The organism is Arthrobacter sp. NPDC093128 (assembly GCF_040683875.1).
GTDB lineage: Bacteria > Actinomycetota > Actinomycetes > Actinomycetales > Micrococcaceae > Arthrobacter.
Genome location: NZ_JBFBEY010000003.1, coordinates 374,565 through 396,120 on the forward strand (window position 1 = coordinate 374,565; position 21,556 = coordinate 396,120).

Sequence of the window (21,556 nt, forward strand, 5' to 3'; positions counted from 1 at the left end):
GGCGTGCCGGTACCGGACCGGTGGCTGTATTGGCTAGGCTCGGCACTGTGCCTAATTTGAGTGCGGACTATGAAATCCGGCGGTTTGAGCCGGCAGCCAAAGACGATCCTGCGTACCCGCAGTCGGTTGCATGGATGCGGGCCGTGGCCTTCGGCTTCCACGATGCCCGACGCACCGATGAGCGGGTGGACAAAGGCATCGAGATGCAGCGCGCCGACAGGCGCGTGATGACCGGCGTCTACCAAACGGGATCTGTCGCGGGCCATTCGTTGGGCGCCGACGTACCTGTCGCCACTTTCGGAACCATGGTCAAGAGCCTGAACATCGGCTTTGGGAGGCTGCTGCCCACCCGGCTGGTGACCGCGGTGACCGTCCGGACTTCCCACCGCCGCCTCGGGCTGCTGCGGCGCATGATGGTCGAAGACCTGGCGCAGGCCCGCCAGGACGGCCTGGCCATGGCCGCACTCACGGCCTCCGAGGCGTCGATCTACGGCCGGTTCGGATTTGGCGTGGCAACCTCCGAGCAATCCATCAAAGTGGACACCACCACAAGATTCAAGCTGAACCACACTCCTGTGGGAAGCGTTGAAGTGGCCGACCCCAAAGTCCTCCTGGACTTGGCCCCGGTGGTTTTTGACCGGAAGCACCGCCTCACACCCGGGTCAATCGACCGCCACGAGTTCTACCGGGAGTTCATTTCGGGATCCATCAGCCGGGACGGCGGCGAGGACCCGAAGGTGAAGGTCGCGCTGCATTACGGGCCCGACGGCGGGGTGGACGGCTACGTCTCCTATAAGTTTTCCGGCTGGTCCAGCAAGCCTTACACCATGGAAGTGCTTGACCTGGTGGCGGCGACCGGTTCGGCGTACCTGGAACTGTGGCAGTACCTGGGGGCCATTGACCTGGTTGAGCAGGTTTCCTGCGAGGAAGCCCCGGTGGACGACGCGCTCAGCTGGGCGCTCGAGGACGCCCGCTGTGTCGAGGCCTCGGCTGCCCGGGACATGCTCTGGCTGCGGATCCTGGATGTGAAGCAGGCCCTGGAAGCCCGCCACTACCCGGCCGACGGGCGGCTTGTGCTGAAAGTTGCCGATTCGCTGGGCCTGACGGACGGCACTTTCGCCCTCGACGTGAGCGGAGGATCCGCAGTGGTCACGGACGCGGGCGCCAGCCCGGCGGACCTTGAATTGGATGTGGCGGCATTGTCCTCGATGTACTTGGGCGGTGTGCATCCGGTGACGTTGGTTGACTCGGGACGTATCCTCGAGCGCACGCCGGACGCAGCCTTCCGCGCCGCCCTGATGTTCGCCGTCGAACGCGTGCCCCACTGCCTGACGCATTTCTGAGCCGTTTCGGGCCCTCAGTCCGGCCCCGGCCGCTTTGACCGGCGTTGGAGGGTGCGACTAGAATAAACGGGCGTGTACTACGTGCACGTATCTAGAATCCACAAAATCAGGATGAACCTGGCAGGTCCATGTGGTCTGCCATCACCCGCGCCCCCGTCCATACGGGTGTGCGGCGGTCCGCCTGACCGACTAACTATCCACAACGGAGCCCCTACTACATGACCATCACCTCCACCGAGAAGCCCGGTACCCCCGTAGTCGCGATTAACGACATCGGTACCGCTGAGGACTTCCTCGCAGCAGTCGACGCCACCATCAAGTACTTCAACGACGGAGACCTCGTCGAAGGTACCGTCGTCAAGGTCGACCGCGACGAAGTTCTGCTCGACATCGGTTACAAGACCGAAGGTGTCATCCCCTCCCGCGAGCTGTCCATCAAGCACGACGTTGATCCCGGAGACGTCGTCTCCGTTGGTGATCAGGTCGAAGCCCTGGTGCTCACCAAGGAAGACAAAGAAGGCCGCCTGATCCTCTCCAAGAAGCGTGCTCAGTACGAGCGCGCCTGGGGCGACATCGAGAAGGTCAAGGAAGAAGACGGTGTCGTTACCGGTACCGTCATCGAGGTTGTCAAGGGTGGTCTTATCCTCGACATCGGTCTGCGCGGCTTCCTGCCCGCATCCCTCGTCGAGATGCGCCGTGTGCGCGACCTTGCTCCGTACATCGGTCAGCAGATCGAAGCCAAGATCATCGAGCTGGACAAGAACCGCAACAACGTTGTGCTGTCCCGCCGTGCATGGCTCGAGCAGACCCAGTCCGAGGTCCGCTCCACGTTCCTCAACAAGCTGGAAAAGGGCCAGGTTCGTCCCGGCGTCGTTTCCTCCATCGTCAACTTCGGTGCATTCGTGGACCTGGGCGGCGTAGACGGCCTGGTTCACGTTTCCGAGCTGTCCTGGAAGCACATCGACCACCCGTCCGAGGTTGTCGAAGTTGGCCAGGAAGTCACCGTCGAGGTTCTCGAAGTCGACCTGGACCGCGAGCGTGTTTCCCTGTCGCTCAAGGCTACGCAGGAAGATCCGTGGCAGACCTTCGCCCGCACCCACGCCCTTGGGCAGGTTGTTCCGGGTAAGGTCACCAAGCTCGTTCCGTTCGGTGCGTTCGTACGCGTCGAAGACGGCATCGAAGGCCTCGTTCACATCTCCGAGCTGGCAGTCCGCCACGTGGAGCTGGCTGAGCAGGTTGTCTCCGTTGGTGACGAGCTGTTCGTCAAGGTCATCGACATCGACCTCGAGCGCCGCCGCATCTCCCTCTCCCTCAAGCAGGCTAACGAGGGCGTTGACGCCGACAGCACCGAATTCGATCCGGCTCTCTACGGCATGGCCGCTGAGTACGACGAAGAGGGCAACTACAAGTACCCGGAGGGCTTCGACCCGGAGTCCAACGAGTGGCTTGAAGGCTACGAGAACCAGCGCGCAGCCTGGGAGCAGCAGTACGCTGATGCCCAGACCCGCTGGGAAGCACACAAGAAGCAGGTTGCCCAGCACGCTGCCGACGACGCTGCAGCTGCAACGTCCGGTGACAGCGATTCCGGCACCACCAGCTACTCCTCCGAGCCGGCTGCAGCCGAGACCGGTGCAGGCACGCTTGCTTCGGACGAGGCTCTTGCAGCACTGCGCGAGAAGCTGACCGGCAACTAATTGCCCGGTTGTCCCTGAGGGTGCATTCCCCCAAGGACCCAGGTAGTTAGCACGCTGAAGGTGGCCGTCCCCGAAAGGGGGCGGCCACCTTTTTGTTCACTTCAGCAGCCGGTCGGTTGTTGGGTCGGGACTTCCGTCGAAGTACCGGTTAAGGACTTCCTGGAACGCGGGCTCTTTCGGAGCGGCGCGCAGGAACAGCGTCATGGATGACCTCAGCTTCTGCGCGTCGATCCCGCCGAAAATCCGCACTGCGCTGAGTCCGGTGTGGGCGGCAACAGCGTTGGCGCTCTCCACCAGCCGCTGACCGAGTAGAGGATGCCGCAGGTAGGCCTGAGCTTCCGCCAGTGACGTGATGGCGTATTTCCTGGACGTGGGACTCTGTCCCAAGCCTGCGACCTGGGGAAAGACGAACCACATCCAATGGGACTGCTTCTCCCCGTTGCGGAGCTCCTCCAGGGCCCGCTGGTACGTCCCACCGGCATCCTGGGCCAACACGAACCGTTCAAGGTCGAAAGGATCTTCCATCGGCTTCCTCCACATCTCAGCTGGACATGTCCATCCAACCACCGGCCCCGCCGCCTGACGAGGCCCTTACCGTCACCACGGTCACGGCCTGCGGAACGGCCGGGCCAGTATCGGCTACTGGATCGCGCCCGGTCACCGGGGGAGAGGTGCTGCGTCCAGCGCCCTCGGTGCCGTTTCGTCAGCGAAGGCTGATCCGCCCCGTCACCGGTGAACTCACACCGTCTCCGGCCAGTTCGGCACCCGCTGAGCGCAGCAGCGCCTGGGCGGCCGCATTATCGGCGGTTGTTTCGGCCTGCAGCCTGGACGCGCCGGCGCGTAATGCCACGGCCCGGACAAGCGTGAGCGCCTCCCGGCCGATTCCCCGGCCACGGAAGCTGCGGCCGAGCCACAGCCCGGTTTCCAGCGGACCGCCCTCCGACGGGGACGCCCCGGGCCGCCGAAGCCGGATGGATCCCGCAATCTGCCCGTCGCAGCTGATCGCCCACGTCTTTTGGGCAGCCGGGCCGTCCAGTCCGGCGGCAGCGGCCCGGTGATACTCGCGGAACCAGCCGGTCCGTTCCGGGGTTCCAGCCGTCAGTTTCCCCCAGCGGGGGAGTGACGTCGTCGGGCGCTGCGTCGGAGAGGGCGACGTCGAGCAGTTCCTCGAGGATGCCGGCAGTGACGTCGAGCAGCTGCACGCGGCCCGCCCGTAAGGTGTGGTCAGAAGGGGACATCAATCCACTCCGTTTCCCCCGGCACGAGGACAGCGCTGCCGGCCGTCATGGCAGCGAGCCGTTCGGCTGCCCGGGCAAGTTCATCAGCCTGGTCCGCCAGGGCTATCCGGAGGAGAGTGTTTTGCGCCCCGTAACCGGTCTCCGCCATCACGTAGCCGGCTGCACGGAGGTCGTTTTCCAGCCTTCCGGCCGCCGAATGCGGCACCTCAACGGAGCAGATCCGCAGCCGGCTGCGCCGGACCAGCGGGGCGAGGTCCAGCGCGGAGGAAACCGACTCCGAATACGCACGCACCAGTCCGCCGGCCCCGAGGAGGATCCCGCCGAAATAGCGGACGACGACGGCGCTGACGTCGCTGAGGTCCGTCACCCCGGGCGCTGTCTCCCGCCGGATGAGGGCTTCCAGCATCGGGATGCCTGCGGTTCCGGACGGTTCGCCATCGTCGCTGGAACGCTGGATGTCACGGTCCGGACCCAGGATGAAGGCTGAGCAGTGGTGCCGGGCATCGTGGAATTCCTTGCGCAGTCCGGCCACCAGCGCCCTCGCGCCGTCCTCGTCCCCGGTACGCCGGATCACGGTGATGAACCGTGACCGCTTGACCTCCAGCTCGTGGCGGAAGTCCGGCCCGGCAGCAAGGGTGGTGTAGGCAGTGGCCCTGCTTTCTTGCGCTTGCACCGCCCAAGTCTAGTCCGGGCGCGGGCCCACGCCGTCAGGGCGCACGGCGGGTGGGGACTAGTCTGGTGGGGTGCTGAAGATCGGGTTGACGGGCGGCATCGCCTCGGGGAAGTCAGTTGTCGCGTCGCGTTTGCGGGAGTTGGGGGCCGTGCTGGTCGATGCCGACGCACTCGCCCGTGAAGTGGTGGAGCCGGGCACTGCCGGCCTTGCGCAGGTGGTGGAGGCCTTCGGGGAGGAAATGCTGGGAGCCGACGGCGGGCTCGACCGGGCGAAGCTGGGCGCACTGGTGTTCGGCGACCCCGACAGGCTCACGGCCCTCAACGGCATCGTTCATCCCCTCGTCCGGGAGCGGGCCGCGGCGGTGATCGCCGCCGCCCCCGTTGGCGCCGTCGTCGTCCAGGACATTCCACTGCTGGTGGAAACAGGCCAGGGCAGCAGTTTTCACCTCGTGCTGGTGGTGGACGCCCCGGACGATGTGCGGGTGCAGCGCATGGTGCAGCACCGGAAGATGACCGAAGAGCAGGCCCTGTCCAGAATGGCGGCACAGGCTGCGCGGGACGTCCGCCTCGCGGCGGCGGACGTGGTGCTGGACAACTCCGGCACTGTGCAGGAACTGAGGGACTCGGTGGACGCCCTGTGGAGCCGCCGGCTGGCACCCTATGCGAATAACATCAGCCATGAACGGGCGGCACCCCGCAAGGGCGGGCCCGTGCTGGCCCCTGCCGACCCGATGTGGGAGGCCCAGGCAGCCAGGCTGGCCGCCCGCCTTGAGGCGGCGGCCCCGGCAGGCATCCTTGCCGTGGACCACATCGGATCCACCGCCGTTCCGGGACTCGACGCCAAGGACATCATCGACCTCCAACTGATTGTTGCGGACCTGGCGACGGCGGATCGGATCGCGCCACTGCTGGCCGCAGCCGGGTTCCCGCTGTGGCCCGGTGTGCTCGCGGACAATCCGAAACCCTCGCACCCCGACCCGGCCGACTGGGCCAAGCGCCTGCACGCGAACGCCGACCCCGGCCGGCCGGTGAACCTGCACGTCCGGCCCGCGGGATCGCCCGGGTGTCGGTTTGCCCTGTGCTTCCGGGATTGGCTGCGCGATGAGGCGGCAGCGAGGAGGGACTATCTCGCGGAGAAGCGCAGGGTCGCCGCCCTCCACAGCGTGGACAAGTCGACGGCGGGCTACGCCGCGGACAAGGAGGCATGGTTCACCGAATATGCCGCCGTCCGGATGGATGCATGGGTGCAGCGCACCGGCTGGCGCCCTCCGCCCTATGCGGCAGCCCGTGCCGCTGGAACTGCAGCCGAAAGTGCCGCCGGTACCGCCCAAAGCTGAATGGGGCCACGATGTCAGTGCCCGGCGGTAGATTATATTCATGAGCCTTGCCCAGGAAATCAACCGTGTCGTGGCGCCCTTCGAGGTCATCAGCGAGTTCAAGCCGGCCGGCGACCAGCCGGCTGCCATCGCCGATCTCACTGAACGGATCAAGAATGGTGAAAAGGACGTAGTCCTGCTCGGCGCCACCGGTACAGGAAAAAGCGCCACCACCGCCTGGCTGATTGAACAGATCCAGCGGCCCACCCTGGTGATGGTGCAGAACAAGACCCTGGCCGCGCAGCTGGCCAACGAGTTCCGCGAACTGCTGCCCAACAATGCGGTGGAGTACTTCGTGTCGTACTACGACTACTACCAGCCCGAGGCATACGTTGCGCAGACGGACACCTTCATCGAGAAGGACTCCTCCATCAACGAGGAAGTCGAACGGCTCCGCCACTCCGCCACCAACGCCCTGCTGACCCGCCGCGACGTCATCGTCGTTGCCACGGTGTCCTGCATCTACGGCCTGGGCACGCCGGAGGAGTACATTGCCGGCATGGTCACGCTCCGTAAGGGGGCGGAGATGAACCGCGACGATCTCCTCCGGAAGTTCGTCGCCATGCAGTACGCGCGCAACGACATGGACTTTCACCGCGGCACGTTCCGGGTCCGCGGCGACACCGTGGAAATCATCCCGATGTATGAGGAACTGGCCATCCGGATCGAATTTTTCGGGGATGAGATTGAGAACATCCATACCCTGCACCCGCTGACCGGCGAGGTGATCCGGGACGAAGAGGAAATGTACGTTTTCCCCGCCTCGCACTATGTGGCCGGGCCCGAGCGGATGGCCCGGGCCATCAAGCGGATCGAGGACGAACTCGCCGAACGGCTCCAGGTGCTGGAGAGCCAGAACAAACTCGTGGAGGCCCAGCGGCTCCGGATGCGCACCACCTACGACCTTGAGATGATGCAACAGATGGGCTTCTGCAACGGCATCGAAAACTACTCGTCGCACATTGACGGCCGCGCCCGCGGAACCGCCCCGCACTGCCTCATCGACTACTTCCCGGACGACTTCCTGCTCGTCATCGACGAATCCCACGTCACCGTGCCGCAGATCGGCGCCATGTACGAGGGAGACATGTCCCGCAAGCGGAATCTCGTGGATTTCGGCTTCCGCCTGCCCTCGGCCATGGATAACCGACCTCTCAAATGGGATGAATTCCTTGAGCGGGTGGGCCAGACCGTCTACCTGTCCGCCACTCCCGGCAAGTACGAACTCGGCAAGGCGGATGGCTTCGTGCAGCAGATCATCCGTCCCACCGGCCTGATCGATCCCGAGATCGTGGTCAAACCCACCAAGGGCCAGATCGATGACCTGCTGGGCGAGATCCGCACCCGGACGGCGAAGAATGAACGCATCCTGGTCACCACGCTCACCAAGAGGATGGCCGAGGACCTCACCGACTATTTGCTGGGCCACGGCGTCAAAGTCGAGTACCTGCACTCGGACGTGGACACGCTCCGCCGCGTGGAACTGCTCCGTGAACTGCGGATGGGCACCTTCGACGTCCTGGTGGGCATCAACCTGCTCCGCGAAGGCCTCGACCTGCCTGAGGTGTCCCTGGTCAGCATCCTGGATGCGGACAAGGAGGGCTTCCTCCGTTCGTCCACCTCGCTGATCCAGACCATCGGCCGCGCCGCCCGTAACGTCTCCGGGCAGGTTCACATGTACGCGGACCGCATCACCGACTCAATGGCGCACGCCATCGACGAAACAAACAGGCGCCGCGCAATTCAGGTGGCCTACAACACGGAGAACGGTGTCGACCCGCAGCCACTGCGGAAGAAGATCGCGGACATCACGGACCAGCTGGCCAAGGAGGACGCGGACACCCGCGAACTGCTTGCCACGGCGGGAAAGACGCGCGGCAAGGGCAAGGGCGCGTCCACCGTGCGGGCGGACGGTCTTGCCGCCGCACCGGCGGAGGACCTCGTGGGCCTCATCGAACAGCTGACCGAACAAATGCACGCCGCAGCCGGCGAACTGCAGTTTGAACTCGCTGCCCGGCTGCGCGACGAAGTGGGGGACCTGAAGAAAGAACTGCGCCAGATGCAGGCCGCGGGCCACGCTTAGGGTAAGGTTGATGTCACGTAGGGGAGTATCCCAAGCGCTACGATCGTCAACACGCATGGCACTGGTGCCCTGCCGGGCGTAGCGGGCTGCCAATTCAGCACAAAGTGCACAGGCTGGCCGGAGAGACTTACACCACTGTTCCGTACCCTGCGAAAGGCCATCCTGTGCTCGATTTGCCCGTCTGGTTCGAGATCGGCTCCTTTGTCGTCCTCGGCCTGATCCTCGCCATCGACCTTCTTCTGGTTATCCGGCGTCCCCACGAACCCTCCATGAAGGAAGCCGGCCTGTGGGTGGCGTTCTACGTCACTCTGGCCCTGGTGTTCGCCGGCGCGATGTTCGCCTTCACCGGCCCGGAGTTCGGCGGCCAGTTCGTTGCCGGCTGGGTGACGGAATACAGCCTCAGCATCGACAACCTGTTTGTCTTCATCATCATCATGGCGCGCTTCTCGGTGCCCCGTAAGTATCAGCAGGAAGTGCTGATGGTGGGCATCATCATCGCGCTGATCCTGCGCGGCATCTTCATCATGCTCGGCGCCATCGTGATCGAGCAGTTCAGCTGGGTCTTCTACATCTTCGGTGCCTTCCTGCTCTGGACCGCCTGGAAGCAGGCCCAGGACGAGGGCGAAGACGAAGAGGACAAGGAAAACCCGCTGATCGCCAAGCTCCGCAAGGTGATCCCGATGTCGGAGAAGTTCGACGGCGGCAAGCTGCGCACCATGGTGGACGGCAAGAAGGTCTTCACCCCGATGCTGATCGTCTTCGTCACCATCGGCCTGACCGACCTGCTCTTCGCTGTTGACTCCATTCCTGCGATCTTCGGCCTGACGCAGAGCCCGTTCATTGTCTTCACCGCGAACCTTTTCGCCCTCATGGGCCTGCGCCAGCTGTACTTCCTGCTGGGCGGGCTGATGAACCGCCTGATCTACTTGAAGCACGCGCTGTCCTTCATCCTGGCGTTCATTGGCGTCAAGCTGGTACTCCACGCTATGCACGTCAACGAGCTCCCGTTCATTAACGGCGGCCACCACATCGAATGGGCTCCCGAGATCCCCACGTTCGTGTCCCTGGCTGTCATCGTGGGCACCATCATCGTCGCCGTCATCGCCAGCCTGCTGAGCTCGAAAGCCGCCCAGGCGAAGGTGGATGCCCGTCTCGATGAGGACTCACGCAAGAGCATGAGCGAAGCGGAGTAGGCACCCCACTACTTCAAGCACGCTCCAGACAACCCCGGCCACATCGTTGGCCGGGGTTGTCTGCGTTCAGCAGGCAGTTCCCCCGACTGGGCGGCCCCAGGCGAGTCCATTTACCAATCCGGCAGCCCTGTTTTCAAGGACACCCGCGGCGCTATGCTCTGAGGATGGCTAACACTTCCGGGGCGCAGCCCGGTGTGCGCCACGTCCCGCGGCGCCCCCTGCAACGCCAAACCGTCCAGCGCCGAACGGTTGTGCTCCTCGGTTCGGCACAGCTGCTCAGCGGAATCGGTACGGCGGCCACCGTTTCCATCGGCTCGCTGCTCGCAGTGGACCTTTCCGGCTCGAGCGCCTGGGCCGGCTCCGTGGCCACCGTCATGACGCTCGCCGCGGCACTCTCGGCGCTGCCGCTGGCTTCGCTGGCGCACCGCCGCGGCCGCAGGGCCGGCCTCGTGACCGGGCTCGCCGCAGCCCTCGCCGGCGTGGCGCTGATCGTGTGTGCTGTCGTGTCCGGAAACTTTGTGCTGCTGCTCCTGGGGACCGCCGGTGTGGGCATCGGCACGGCATCCAGCCTGCAGGCGCGGTTTGCCGCCGTGGACCTCGCCGATGATGAACACCGCGGCCGGGCCCTGTCAGCCGTCGTGTGGGCCATCACTATCGGCGCAGTGGCGGGACCCAACCTCATTCAACCGGGCGCCGTGGTGGGCCAGGCCGTCGGCCTGCCGCCTATTGCCGGTCCCTTCGTCATTTCTGCCGCCGGACTGGTGCTGGCCTGCGCCCTGCTGCTGACGGGGCTGCGCCCGGACCCGCTGCTGTTCGCGCGGCAGCTCGCAGAGGACGCCGCCGGGGCTGCCGGGCCCGGCCGACCGGACGACCCGGCACCGGCGGGCCCCGCTGCCGCCGGGGTCCGGGTGGGTGGGCAGCAGCCGCCAGCCTCGCGGGGCGGCGCCCTTCGCCGCGGACTGCTGGCCGCCCGCCATTCACCGTCCGCCATCCTGGCGCTGGCCGCCGTCGTCGGCGCCCACGCCGTAATGGTGGGTGTTATGTCCGTGACGCCGCTGCACCTGCAGGAACTGGTGGCCGGGCCCGGCGGCGCCGCCCACGCCAGTCACACCGCCGCCGGCGACGTCCTGGTGATCATTGGCTTCACCATCTCGTTGCATATCGCCGGGATGTTCGCGTTTTCACCCGTGATGGGGTGGCTGACGGACAAGACCGGACGCGGGCAGACCATTGTCCTGGGATTCGCCCTGCTGGTCGCAGCGGTGACCGTGGCGGGCTTCGGCCAGCGGTCAACCGTCGCGGTGACCGTCGGGCTGGTGCTTCTGGGGCTCGGGTGGTCCGCCGCCACCATCGCGGGATCCACGCTCCTGGCCGAAAGCGTGCGCCAGGAGGACCGCGTTATGGTTCAGGGCGTTTCGGACATGCTGATGGGTGCGGCCGGTGCGGTGGGCGGCGCCTTCTCGGGCCTCATCCTCAGCTGGGCCGGTTACCCGGGGCTCAACGTGGCAGGCGGCCTGGTTGCTGTGGTTGTTCTTGCCGCGGCGGTCATCGCCCTCCTGCCTTCCAGGGCAGGAGACGGACCGGCGACGCTGTTCGGCGGGGCCGGCGGCCGCTCAGGGGCGGACTGAGCGCACCATTCCCAGCAACCGCGAGAAGATGCCTTCACCGTCGTCTGCGATCCCGTCATGGTGGAAGTCCGACGTTTCCCAGACCTGGAGCCCGCGCACGGCCGAGGCCGTTTCCAGGGACAAATCCCGGTCAACGTAGATGTCCTCGCTGTACACCGCGGCGGCCACGGGCACGCTGTTCGACGCCAGCCGTTCCGGGTCGTACAGGGGCTTCCAGTCGGGCTTCCCGGCCAGGCGCCCGGCAACGTTCCGCAGCGGGCGGAGCGCTGCGTCCTGTTCGAAGTACCAGGGGTAGACCATTTCGCCGGTCAGGAGTGGCTCGGCGGCATCGGGGCTGAACTCCGGGAAGTCCTGAAGCACCCGCTGTGCTGCCCAGGCAGTCGCCCCGCCCTGGCCGTAGATGGATTCGTGCATGAGGGCATACAGAGGGTTGGCGGCACGCGAGACAATGCCGCGGACCTGCTCCAGGAACGCATCCGACAGGCGTTCGCCGCCGCGTGTGTCCACGAAGGCGTCCTCCAGCAGATGGTGCAGTGTGTCCACCCTGGTGTTGCCGCCCAGGAACGCCCCCACCATTTGGAACCGCTCCACGGTGAGCCGCTCGCCGTCGGGCAGGTACTCATCTGTCCCGCGCAGGTGCCGGGCAATCCGGCTGACCGCGGCGCGGTCCTCGGGATAGGCGGCGAAGTATTCGGCGTTGCGGGCGGCGACCCGGCGGAAGGTGGCCTGGTAGACCCTGTCCGCGGGGCCGTCCAGCGGCGCGAGCCCGCCGGTGATGAGTGCCTCACGCAGGCCCTCCGGGGCGAAGGAAAGGTAGCTGAGCGCGCAGAAGCCGCCATAGCTCTGCCCGTAGATGGACCACGGACCGGATCCCAGGGCATGCCTGATGGCCTCGGCGTCCGCGACGATCGAGTCTGCCCGGAAATGCGTCAGGTAGTCCAGCTGCTCCGTCTCGGTTCCGCGCAGCGGGAGCGTGTTGCGGTCGATGGGAGTGGACAGCCCGGTGCCGCGCTGGTCCAGCATCAGGATGCGGAAGTCCCTGGCGGCGGCTTTGGTCCAGCCGCCGAGGGCGGCGAGCCGGTTGCCCCGTCCGCCGGGGCCTCCCTGCAGGTACAGCAGCCAAGGCAGCTGGGTGGCCTCCTCCGCGCTGTGGTCCGTGGAGACGTACTCGCGCGCAAACACGGTGATCGTCCCGGCGCCGCCATTGAAGTGGTCCAGGGGCACCTCGAAATAGTGCTCGGCCGTGCGCATCCCGCGGTACTCATGCCGTGCCCTGATGGAGTGCGGAACGGTCTTGGCAAGGCTGGCCGTAGCCTCCAGCATTGCCACGGCGGTGAGCCCGGTCATGGGCAGGTCAGCCACGGGCGTGTGCTTCGCGGGCAGCGCCGAAGGCCTCCAGGGCCTCCCCGGTCAGCCGGAAGGTGGACCACTCCTCCATGGGGAATGCACCCAGCTTCTTGTAGAAGTTGATGGACGGTTCGTTCCAGTCCAGTACGCTCCACTCCACGCGCGCATAACCGCGTTCGACGGCGGTGGCCGCCAGGTGCTGCAGCAGGGCCTTGCCGTGGCCCTCGCCGCGGGCCGCCGGAGTCACGTATAGATCCTCGAGGTAGATGCCGTGGACACCTTCCCACGTCGAGTAGTTGAGGAACCAGAGGGCAAACCCTTGGACCTCGCCCGCCGCGTTTTCGGCCATCGTGGCGTACACCCTGGGGTTCCCGTCGAACAGCACGTCCGTCAGCATGTCCGGGGTGTTCCGGACCGCGTGGGGCTCTTTTTCGTAGATGGCCAGTTCGTGGATCATCTGCAGGATGGCGGGAACGTCTTCTACGGTGGCTGGCCGGATTACACTCATGATTGGGTTCTCGTCTCTCCCTGCTGGAGGGTGTCTTGAAACTCGGGCTTGATGTCCACTCTACTGAATTCCGCCGCCCTGCTGCTCGATGCCGTGGGAACCAGGCGGTCTCCGAACAACGACCGACCGGCGGGAGCAATGAACGACCAGAAGCGGCGGCGCACCCGGGGGATAGGCCTCCTCATCGTCGTGTTGGCAGTTGGACTGGCCGCGCTTGCCGGCATAACGCTGCTGCAATTGATGGACGCCCGTCCCGCACCGGTGTCCCCGGCCGGCACGTCGTCGGTGTCCGCCGCCGCCCCGCCGGCTGCCGCTCCTGAAGGCGCCGTGACAGTCGGGGAACTGCGGGCAATCGTCAGCAGCCGTGGCCCGCTGACCATCAGCGTCCTGGGGGACTCCACGGGCGACGAACCGGGTGAATGGGTCGACTTGTGGGCGCGGGACCTGTCGAAGCACGGAACCGTGACACTGCACTTCTGGGACGGGGCCACCGGTAACTGGAAAGCGCATCCGACCGTGTACGCGGGCCCGGACCGCCCCATCACCGTCTGGAACGGTTCCCGTTCAGGCGCCAGCTATGCCTATCCGCTTGAGCACCTTGACCGCATCCAGCCTTCAAAACCTTCGCTCACCGTGCTCAATTTCGGGCACAACCCGGCCCCGGAGCGTGCGGACAAGGGGGCGGCGGAGCTGCTGGCGGCCGCTGACGCCAAGTGGTCCGCACGGGTTCCCGCAGCGATTGTGCTGCAGAACCCGTCACTGGGGATGTGGGAGGAGCATACAGCCGGCAGCGTTGCAGCGCTTCGGGACTGGGCGCCAAGTGCCGGCTATCCGGCCATTGACGTCAATGCAGCGTTCCGGGCACGTGGGGACCTGCCGGGGCTACTCACAGACGATGTGCACCCGAATTCCGCGGGACAACGGCTGTGGGCGGACGCGATGGGCGCTGCCCTGGGCTGACGGCGGGAGCCCGGTCACAGCCTGCTGACGTCGGTCACCCGGACCACGGCCGTGCCGGTTTCGTCCGACGCCGCAAGGTCCACCTCTGCGGAGATTCCCCAGTCGTGGTTGCTGGCGGGGTCGTCGAAAATCTGCCGGACCTTCCACATGCCGGGCTCTTCGTTGATGATCAGCAGCCCCGGGCCACGGGCGTCCGGCCCGGTGCCGATGTCATTGTGTTCGTCGAAGTAGTCGTCCAGGACATCTTCCCAGCGGTCGGCATCCCATCCGGTGCCGCCGTCGAGCTCGCCGAGTTCCGTGGCCGCCTCATCGGCGAAAAGCTCCACGCGGCGGAACATTTCGTTCCGGACCATCACCCGGAACGCCCTGATGTTGGACGTCAGCGACGGCGGGGGCGGCGGGGGAGCGTCGTGCGGGGTCGGTCCGGCTCCGGAGGTTAGCTCCTCCCATTCATCCAGCAGGCTGGAATCGACCTGCCGGACCAGCTCGCCCAGCCAGGCGATCAGGTCCTCAAGGTCTTCCCGGAGGGAGTCCTGCGGGACCGTCTGGCGGAGCGCCTTAAAACCGTCGGCGAGGTACCGCAGCACAATGCCCTCGGAGCGCGCCAGGCCATAGAACTGGACGAATTCGCCGAAGTTCATGGCCCGCTCGTACATGTCCCGGACCACGGACTTGGGGGCAAGCTCGAAGTCGCCAATCCATGGCGCAGCCTTGCGGTAGACATCGAAGGCCTCACCCAGGATTTCCGCCAGCGGCTGGGGGTAGGTGACGTCCTCCAGCATGGCCATGCGCTGGTCATACTCAATGCCGTCGGCCTTCATGGCGGCAATGGCTTCGCCGCGGGCCTTCTTCTGCTGGGCCGACAGGATCTGCCGGGGCTTTTCCAGCGTGGATTCGATGACGGACACCACGTCCAGGGCGTACGACGGCGACTCCGGATCAAGAAGTTCCAGCGCCGCCAGTGCAAACGGCGAGAGCGGCTGGTTCAGCGCGAAGTTGGCCTGCAGGTGGACAGTGAGCCTGACGGTCCTGCCGTCCGGGCCCTGTTCCTCGGGCGGGATCCGCTCCACAACGCCTGCGGCCAGCAGTTCCCGGTAAATGCCCAGGGCTTTCTTCATCAGCTGCAGCTGCGAAGTGCGGGGTTCGTGGTTGTCCGTGAGCAGCCGGCGGGCAGCCTTGAAGGGGTCGCCGGGCCGCTCCATCAGGTTCATCAGCATGGCGTGCGTCACGGTGAAGCTGGAGGTAAGCGGATCGGGGACGGAGCCCACCAACCGGTTATAGGTGGGTTCGCCCCACGACACGAAGCCCTCGGGCGGCTTCCGCTTGACCACCTGGCGGAGCTTCTTCTGGTCATCGCCGAACTTGGCGGTGGCCTTGGCCATCGCCTTGACGTTCTCGGTCACATGTTCGGGGGCCTGCACCACCACGGTGCCGGCCGTGTCGTACCCGGCCCGCCCTGCGCGGCCGGCGATCTGGTGGAACTCGCGTGAGTTCAGCAGCCGGGTACGGACGCCGTCGTACTTGCTGAGGGCGGTGAGCAGTACCGTGCGGATGGGCACGTTGATGCCCACGCCCAGCGTGTCGGTGCCGCAGATGACCTTGAGCAGGCCGGCCTGTGCCAGCTGCTCCACCAGCCGCCGGTACTTTGGCAGCATGCCGGCATGGTGAACGCCGATGCCGTGGCGGACCAGCCGGTTGAGGGTCTTGCCGAAGCCTGCCGCAAAACGGAAGCCGGCAATCAGCTCGGCGATCTTGTCCTTCTCCTCGCGGGTGCAGACGTTGATGCTCATCAGGTTCTGCGCCCGGTCGATTGCCTCAAGCTGGCTGAAGTGGACCACATAGACAGGGACCTGTTTGGTGGAGAGCAGCTCCTCGAGGGTCTCGTGGACAGGCGTCTGCTCGTAGTAGTAGTGCAGCGGGATCGGGCGTTCAGCGGAACTGACGGTCGTCGTAGGGCGTCCCGTCAGATCGGTGAGGCCGGCCTCAAAGCGGCTGACGTCGCCCAGGGTCGCGGACATGAGCAGGAACTGCGCCTGCGGAAGCTCCAGCAGCGGCACCTGCCAGGCCCAGCCGCGCTGCGGGTCGGAGTAGAAATGGAACTCGTCCATGATTACCGCACCCAGGTCCGCCCCGGCGCCTTCCCTAAGTGCGATGTTGGCCAGGATTTCGGCGGTGCAGCAGATGATGGGTGCGTCCTGGTTGACGCCGGAGTCGCCCGTAATCATTCCCACGTTTTCGGCACCGAAGATCTCGCACAGGGCGAAGAATTTCTCCGATACGAGGGCCTTGATGGGCGCCGTGTAGTAGCTTCGGTCCCCCCGGGCCATGGCCTGGAAGTGCGCGGCAATGGCCACCAGGGACTTGCCGGACCCCGTCGGAGTGGCCAGAATGACGTTGTCCCCGGAGGCGAGTTCCATGATGGCCTCGTCCTGTGCGGTGTAGAGGGACAGCCCGCGGCTTTCCGTCCACTCAACGAAACGGGTGTAGAGCTCATCCGGATCGTGGTCCGCCCCGCTGGAGGTACGTTCGGCCGGGACAGGGAGCTGCTCAACGAGTTTCATTGCTTTCAAGCTTAGTGCCCGCAGCCAAGGGGTGGTTCGTCCTTGGTCGCGGGGCCGGCCCGGACTAGGCTCGGCCTGACGGCAACCGCTCGAGCCATTGGAGGACGTCCTTGAAATGGGATCCCGCTAAGTATGTGGAGTTCGGAAACCACCGCGACCGGCCATATTTTGACCTGACCGCGCGTATCCACGCGGACCATCCGCGCCATGTGGTGGACCTCGGCTGCGGGCCCGGCAATCTCACGGCGACCCTCGCGGAGCGCTGGCCCGGCGCCGACGTGCTGGGGATCGACTCGTCCGGCGAAATGCTGCAGAAGGCGGAAACCCACGCGGCGCGGTCGGCCAACCTCTCCTTCGCACTGACGGACATCGCCCGGTGGATGCCGTCAGACCGTACCGACGTGGTGGTGACCAATGCGGCCCTGCAGTGGATCCCCGGCCACCCGGCCCTGCTGGCCGGCTGGCTGGAGGCCCTCAGGCCCGGCGCCTGGTTCGCCCTGCAGGTTCCGGGGAATTTCGGTTCCCCGTCGCATGTGCTGATGCGGCAACTTGCGGAGTCCGGCCGCTGGAAGGAGGCCCTCGACGGCGTCCTGCGGCACGATGACGCCGTCGCTGAGCCCGCCGAATACCTCAACATCATGCTGGACGCAGGCTGCGACGCGGATGCCTGGGAAACCACCTACCAGCAGGTTCTGCAAGGACCGGATCCGGTCCTGCAGTGGGTCAGGGGAGCCGGACTCCGGCCGGTGCTGTCAGCGCTCCCGCCGGCGGACGCTGCGGACTTCGAAGCGGAGTATTCGGCGCTGCTCAACGACGCCTATCCTGCCACTGCGCACGGCACCGTTTTCCCGTTCCGGAGGATTTTCGCAGTCGCGCGGAAACGGGGCTGACCATGCCGTCGCGGCGGAGGGAGGTTCGATGCTCGCAGGCATGATGATGCGGCTGCTCGCCGCGCATAAGCCGGCGGTCCTGGCCATCGTGGTCCTGCAGCTCCTGCAGACCACGGCCAACCTCCTCCTGCCCACCCTCAATGCCGCCATCATCGACGACGGAATCGTCAGGGGGAACACGGACCTCATCCTTCGGCTGGGCGGATGGATGGCAGGAATTGCCGCCGTCCAGGTCGCCGCAGCACTCGCGGCCGGCTACTTCAGCGCCCATGTGGCCATGAAGCTTGGCCGCCAGCTGCGACAGGAGCTCTTCGTGAAGGTCCAGTCCCTGTCCTCCCAGGAGGTGGGGTCATTCGGCGTGCCCAGCCTGGTGACACGGGCCACCAACGACGTCCAGCAGATCCAGGCGCTGGCCGTGCTGGTCTTCACCATGCTTGTGGCGGCGCCCGCCATGGGCATCGGCGGCATCGTCCTGGCGCTGAACCAGGATGTGGTCCTCTCCGGCATCGTGGTGGCCATCGTGCCCGTGCTGGTGGTCATCATGTACGTGATCGTGCGCCGGCTCGTGCCCCTCTACAGGGAAGGCCAGATCCTGATCGACCGCATCAGCAGGGTACTGCGGGAGCAGATCATCGGGGCCAATGTCATCCGGGCGTTCGTCCGCCAGGCGCACGAAGCGCGCCGGTTCGCCGTCGTCAACCGTGAGCTGACCCGCAACAACCTGCAGTCCGCGCTGCTGGTGGCAGGGATGCTGCCGCTGATCATGATCGTGGTGAACCTGTCATCGGTGGCGGTGGTGTGGTTCGGCGGCCACAGAATCCAGGCGGGCGACATGAAGCTTGGCGCGCTGACGGCTTTCATCGCCTACATCCTGCAAATCCTCATCGCCATCATGATGGCGATGTACGTCCTGATGACGGCTCCCCGCGCGGCGGCCTGCGCGGAACGGATCCAGACGGTGCTGGAAACGCGCCCCGCCATCGCCGATCCGGCGATCTCGCGGGCCGGGCTGCCGCACGCACAGCGCACCGCAGGCGGCACCGTGGAATTCCGCGACGTCACCTTTGCCTACCCGGGGGCGGAGGCGCCGGTCTTGGACCGCATCAGCTTCACGGCGTCGCCTGGCACGTTCACCGCCATCATCGGTTCGACGGGCAGCGGAAAGTCGACCCTGCTCAACCTGCTGCCCCGTTTCCTGGACGCCACGTCGGGGGAGGTCCTGATCGGCGGCCACAACGTGAAATCACTTCCGCTTCATTTCCTGCGGAACAGCCTGTCGCTGGTGCCCCAGCGCGCCTACCTCTTCTCCGGTACTGTTGCCGAGAACCTGCGGATTGCGGCGCCTGACGCCGGCGACGACGACCTCCTCCGCGCGCTCCGAACCGCCCAGGCGGAGGACTTTGTGCGCGACCTGCCACACGGCCTCCACACCCCGGTGAGCCAGGGCGGCACGAATTTTTCCGGCGGCCAGCGCCAGCGGCTGTGCATCGCCCGCGCACTGCTCCGCAAGGCCCCGGTGTACCTTTTTGACGACAGCCTCTCGGCGCTGGACCATACAACGGACGCCCGCCTCCGCGAGGCCCTTACCCCGCTCACCCGCCGGTCCACGGTGATCATCGTTGCCGAACGCATCGCGACGATCCTCGACGCCGGCCTCATCCTGGTGCTGGACAACGGCAGGCTCGTCGCCCAGGGCACGCACAGCGAACTGATGCGTACGTCGACGGTCTACCAGGAAATTGCCGCCTCGCAGCTTGCGCTCGGAGGCAGGGCATGACCACAACGACGACGGCGGTCGCCGCCCCGGGTGGCGCCTGGGCCACCAGCAGGCGCCTTCTGGGACTGCTGCGCCCCGTCAGGTGGAGGATGTTCGGCGCCGTTGCCGCCACCTGCGCGTTTGTGGCGCTCAACGTGTCGGCACCCAAGCTGCTGGGCGACGCAACCGACGTCGTGGTTGAAGGTGTTTTTGGAGGGACCTTCAACGAACAGGAACTTGCCGCTGTGCTCCTGCTCGTGGCGGTGATGTACATCGGCGCTTCGCTCTTCAGCTGGGTACAGGGAGCCGTCACCGCCACCGCCGTGCAACACGTGAGCTACCGGCTGCGGGCCTCCGTGGAGGACAAACTGCACCGGCTGCCGTCCGCGCATTTCGACGAGCAGCGGCGCGGGGACGTCCTCAGCCGGGCCACCAACGACGTCGACAACATCTCCCAGTCACTGAACCAGCTGCTGAACCAGCTGATCCTGTCGGTGCTCATGCTGCTGGGCGCACTCGCCATGATGCTGTGGCTCTCCCCGCTCCTGGCGGTCATTGCCCTGGTGACCGTGCCGTTTTCGACGGTGGTCACTGTCCTCGTCGCCCGGAAGTCCCAGGCGCACTTTTCCGAGCAGTGGAGCACCACCGGCGAACTCAACGCACACCTCGAGGAGTACATCACGGGCCACGAGGTGCTCAAGGCTTTCGGCCGGCAGGGGATGGCCACCGAGGTGTTCACCACCAGCAACGACAGGCTCTCCCGGACCAGCGCGCGCGCCCAGTACGTTTCCGGCGCCGTCCAGCCGCTCCTGGTTTTCGTGTCCAACCTCAACTACATTGCCGTGGCTGTGGTCGGCGCGCTGCAGGTCACCGCCGGTGCCATGACCATCGGCGGGGTCCAGGCCTTCATCCAGTTCAGCAGGCTCTTCAGCCAGCCGATCGGGCAGATTGGCGGCATGCTGACCCTGATGCAGTCCTGCATCGCGTCGGCTGAACGTGTGTTCGCGCTCCTGGATGCCGCGGAAATTCCGCGCGACGGCACGGAGCAGGCCGGGAAGGAGCAGGCCGGGACGGAGTTGGCCGGAAGGGAGCCGGCGGGCGCGGAGCCGGCGGGCGCTGAGGTGGCGGCAGCCACCGGCGGCCGGGTGGTGTTCGACGCCGTGACGTTCGGGTACAACGGCGGTCCGCCCGTGGTCAGGGAGCTGTCCTTTACCGCTGAGCCCGGGCAGACCGTGGCCATCGTTGGGCATACCGGGGCCGGTAAAACCACCATGGTGAATCTGCTCATGCGGTTCTACGAGCTCGATTCCGGCCGGATCACCGTCGACGGCGTGGATATCGCAGGGCGCGGCCGTGACGAGCTGCGTTCCATGATCGGCATGGTGCTGCAGGACGCCTGGGTGTTCACCGGGTCCATCAGGGAGAACATCGAGTACGGGCGCCCCGGCGCCAGCGACACTGACATTTTCTCCGCCGCCGAAGCCACGCACGTGGACCACTTCGTGCGCGCCCTTCCAGACGGCTACGGCACACTATTGGGCAACGACGGCGATTCCCTCAGCCAGGGGCAACGGCAGCTGATCACCATCGCGAGGGCGCAGCTCGCGGGCCGCAGCATCCTCATCCTGGATGAGGCGACAAGTTCTGTGGACACGCGCACTGAAGTGCAGATCCGGCAGGCGATGCAGCGGCTGCGGCAGGGCAGGACGAGCTTCGTGATTGCCCACCGTTTGTCCACGGTGCGGGACGCTGATCTAATTCTCGTCATGGACCACGGACAAATCGTCGAACACGGGAACCACCAACAGCTGCTGGCAGCCAACGGGCACTACAGCAGGCTTTACGATGCCCAGTTCTCGGGTAGCGCTGATGCCCTGCGCGCGGGGGAGTCCGGGCAGTGAGCGGCGCAAATGAGTTTCCGGGGACCTGGAAGCCGAACCAGGCCAGTTCGGTTCCGCTCTTTGAACAGCTGCGGCTGAACATCATCGAGCGGGCGGACAGCGGTGCCCTTGCCCCCGGCACACGCCTGCCCGCAGTGCGCAGCCTTGCAACCGCGCTGGGCGTCGCCCCGCACACCGTGGCCCGCGCCTACAAGGAGCTGGAAGCGGCCGGGATTGTTGCCACCCGTGGCCGGCACGGAACCACAGTTTGCGCCAGGGACGAAGCATGGACCTCGCTGACTGCGGCTGCTGCTGATTTCGCCACCGCGGCAAAGGCCCAGGGCGCAAGCTTTGCGGAGGCAGTACAGCTGCTGGCGGCGGCCTACGACGCCGAATAGGGGGCGGCATGGAAATTCGAAGAAGTTTT

At 66.1% G+C, this 21,556-nt stretch carries 17 protein-coding genes; 11 read left to right on the forward strand and 6 right to left on the reverse strand.

The window, feature by feature from the left end:
• Positions 1–56 precede the first annotated feature (56 nt).
• Both AB0N24_RS05565 and rpsA read left to right on the forward strand, forming a co-directional pair.
• A complete protein-coding gene (locus AB0N24_RS05565; RefSeq protein ID WP_364121650.1) occupies positions 57–1,343 on the forward strand; it encodes a GNAT family N-acetyltransferase in 1,287 nt (428 codons plus the stop codon).
• Positions 1,344–1,561: 218 nt separating this feature from the next.
• A complete protein-coding gene (rpsA, locus tag AB0N24_RS05570; protein ID WP_011691911.1) occupies positions 1,562–3,037 on the forward strand; it encodes a 30S ribosomal protein S1 in 1,476 nt (491 codons plus the stop codon).
• A 96-nt stretch (positions 3,038–3,133) separates the two neighbouring features.
• Here rpsA and AB0N24_RS05575 read toward each other — a convergent pair whose 3' ends face one another.
• From AB0N24_RS05575 to AB0N24_RS05585, 3 genes are all read right to left on the reverse strand, one after another.
• Positions 3,134–3,562 carry a DUF1810 domain-containing protein gene (locus tag AB0N24_RS05575; protein WP_364121544.1) on the reverse strand — a complete coding sequence of 143 codons (429 nt, stop codon included), beginning with the start codon at positions 3,560–3,562 and terminating at the stop codon, positions 3,134–3,136.
• Positions 3,563–3,740: 178 nt separating this feature from the next.
• Positions 3,741–4,265 carry a GNAT family N-acetyltransferase gene (locus tag AB0N24_RS05580; RefSeq protein ID WP_364121652.1) on the reverse strand — a complete coding sequence of 175 codons (525 nt, stop codon included), beginning with the start codon at positions 4,263–4,265 and terminating at the stop codon, positions 3,741–3,743.
• The gene (locus tag AB0N24_RS05585; RefSeq protein WP_364121547.1) at positions 4,262–4,948 is read right to left on the reverse strand and encodes a YigZ family protein; all 687 of its coding nucleotides are present in this window, start codon (positions 4,946–4,948) and stop codon (positions 4,262–4,264) included. The genes AB0N24_RS05580 and AB0N24_RS05585 overlap by 4 nt, the downstream gene beginning before the upstream one ends.
• 70 nt (positions 4,949–5,018) lie before the next feature.
• Between AB0N24_RS05585 and coaE the strand changes: the two genes are divergently transcribed.
• From coaE to AB0N24_RS05605, 4 genes are all read left to right on the forward strand, one after another.
• Positions 5,019–6,284 (forward strand): dephospho-CoA kinase, encoded by a 1,266-nt coding sequence (gene coaE / locus AB0N24_RS05590; protein ID WP_364121549.1) that lies wholly within the window; start codon positions 5,019–5,021, stop codon positions 6,282–6,284.
• Positions 6,285–6,324: 40 nt separating this feature from the next.
• The gene (gene uvrB / locus AB0N24_RS05595; protein ID WP_364121552.1) at positions 6,325–8,406 is read left to right on the forward strand and encodes an excinuclease ABC subunit UvrB; all 2,082 of its coding nucleotides are present in this window, start codon (positions 6,325–6,327) and stop codon (positions 8,404–8,406) included.
• A 164-nt stretch (positions 8,407–8,570) separates the two neighbouring features.
• On the forward strand, positions 8,571–9,599 hold the full coding sequence (locus tag AB0N24_RS05600) for a TerC family protein (protein WP_364121555.1): 1,029 nt from the start codon (positions 8,571–8,573) through the stop codon (positions 9,597–9,599).
• Positions 9,600–9,763: 164 nt separating this feature from the next.
• Positions 9,764–11,227 carry an MFS transporter gene (locus AB0N24_RS05605; RefSeq protein WP_364121558.1) on the forward strand — a complete coding sequence of 488 codons (1,464 nt, stop codon included), beginning with the start codon at positions 9,764–9,766 and terminating at the stop codon, positions 11,225–11,227.
• On the opposite strand, the gene AB0N24_RS05610 is transcribed toward AB0N24_RS05605, so the two are convergent.
• Both AB0N24_RS05610 and AB0N24_RS05615 read right to left on the reverse strand, forming a co-directional pair.
• Positions 11,213–12,550 (reverse strand): alpha/beta fold hydrolase, encoded by a 1,338-nt coding sequence (locus AB0N24_RS05610; RefSeq protein ID WP_364121655.1) that lies wholly within the window; start codon positions 12,548–12,550, stop codon positions 11,213–11,215. The genes AB0N24_RS05605 and AB0N24_RS05610 overlap by 15 nt on opposite strands.
• Before the next feature lie 31 nt (positions 12,551–12,581).
• A complete protein-coding gene (locus tag AB0N24_RS05615; protein WP_364121561.1) occupies positions 12,582–13,082 on the reverse strand; it encodes a GNAT family N-acetyltransferase in 501 nt (166 codons plus the stop codon).
• Positions 13,083–13,133: 51 nt separating this feature from the next.
• Here AB0N24_RS05615 and AB0N24_RS05620 point away from each other — a divergent pair, with 51 nt between their 5' ends.
• Positions 13,134–14,042, forward strand: a complete 909-nt coding sequence (locus AB0N24_RS05620) for an SGNH/GDSL hydrolase family protein (RefSeq protein ID WP_364121564.1) — start codon at positions 13,134–13,136, stop codon at positions 14,040–14,042.
• 14 nt (positions 14,043–14,056) lie between these two features.
• On the opposite strand, the gene AB0N24_RS05625 is transcribed toward AB0N24_RS05620, so the two are convergent.
• Complete coding sequence (locus tag AB0N24_RS05625) at positions 14,057–16,603, reverse strand: DUF3516 domain-containing protein (protein WP_364121567.1); 2,547 nt, start codon at positions 16,601–16,603, stop codon at positions 14,057–14,059.
• Between the two features lie 110 nt (positions 16,604–16,713).
• On the opposite strand from AB0N24_RS05625, the gene AB0N24_RS05630 reads away from it, so the two are divergent.
• The 4 genes from AB0N24_RS05630 to AB0N24_RS05645 are packed head-to-tail and all read left to right on the forward strand — an operon-like array spanning position 16,714 to position 21,527.
• Entirely contained in the window at positions 16,714–17,493 is a 780-nt protein-coding gene (locus tag AB0N24_RS05630; protein WP_364121570.1) for a trans-aconitate 2-methyltransferase, read from the forward strand.
• Between the two features lie 28 nt (positions 17,494–17,521).
• Entirely contained in the window at positions 17,522–19,270 is a 1,749-nt protein-coding gene (locus tag AB0N24_RS05635) for an ABC transporter ATP-binding protein (RefSeq protein ID WP_364121573.1), read from the forward strand.
• Positions 19,267–21,150 carry an ABC transporter ATP-binding protein gene (locus tag AB0N24_RS05640; protein WP_364121576.1) on the forward strand — a complete coding sequence of 628 codons (1,884 nt, stop codon included), beginning with the start codon at positions 19,267–19,269 and terminating at the stop codon, positions 21,148–21,150. The genes AB0N24_RS05635 and AB0N24_RS05640 overlap by 4 nt, the downstream gene beginning before the upstream one ends.
• The gene (locus AB0N24_RS05645) at positions 21,147–21,527 is read left to right on the forward strand and encodes a GntR family transcriptional regulator (protein WP_364121579.1); all 381 of its coding nucleotides are present in this window, start codon (positions 21,147–21,149) and stop codon (positions 21,525–21,527) included. Before AB0N24_RS05640 ends, AB0N24_RS05645 begins: the two co-directional genes overlap by 4 nt.
• The last annotated feature ends 29 nt before the right edge of the window (positions 21,528–21,556 follow it).

Excerpts from the sequence above, each read along its gene's own strand:
- rpsA (WP_011691911.1), top strand. The coding sequence starts at position 1,562 with ATGACCATCACCTCCACCGAGAAGCCCGGTACCCCCGTAGTCGCGATT.
- AB0N24_RS05575 (WP_364121544.1), bottom strand. The coding sequence starts at position 3,562 with ATGGAAGATCCTTTCGACCTTGAACGGTTCGTGTTGGCCCAGGATGCC.
- uvrB (WP_364121552.1), top strand. The coding sequence starts at position 6,325 with ATGAGCCTTGCCCAGGAAATCAACCGTGTCGTGGCGCCCTTCGAGGTC.
- AB0N24_RS05605 (WP_364121558.1), top strand. The coding sequence starts at position 9,764 with ATGGCTAACACTTCCGGGGCGCAGCCCGGTGTGCGCCACGTCCCGCGG.
- AB0N24_RS05610 (WP_364121655.1), bottom strand. The coding sequence starts at position 12,550 with ATGCTGGAGGCTACGGCCAGCCTTGCCAAGACCGTTCCGCACTCCATC.
- AB0N24_RS05615 (WP_364121561.1), bottom strand. The coding sequence starts at position 13,082 with ATGAGTGTAATCCGGCCAGCCACCGTAGAAGACGTTCCCGCCATCCTG.
- AB0N24_RS05620 (WP_364121564.1), top strand. The coding sequence starts at position 13,134 with ATGTCCACTCTACTGAATTCCGCCGCCCTGCTGCTCGATGCCGTGGGA.
- AB0N24_RS05625 (WP_364121567.1), bottom strand. The coding sequence starts at position 16,603 with ATGAAACTCGTTGAGCAGCTCCCTGTCCCGGCCGAACGTACCTCCAGC.
- AB0N24_RS05635 (WP_364121573.1), top strand. The coding sequence starts at position 17,522 with ATGCTCGCAGGCATGATGATGCGGCTGCTCGCCGCGCATAAGCCGGCG.
- AB0N24_RS05640 (WP_364121576.1), top strand. The coding sequence starts at position 19,267 with ATGACCACAACGACGACGGCGGTCGCCGCCCCGGGTGGCGCCTGGGCC.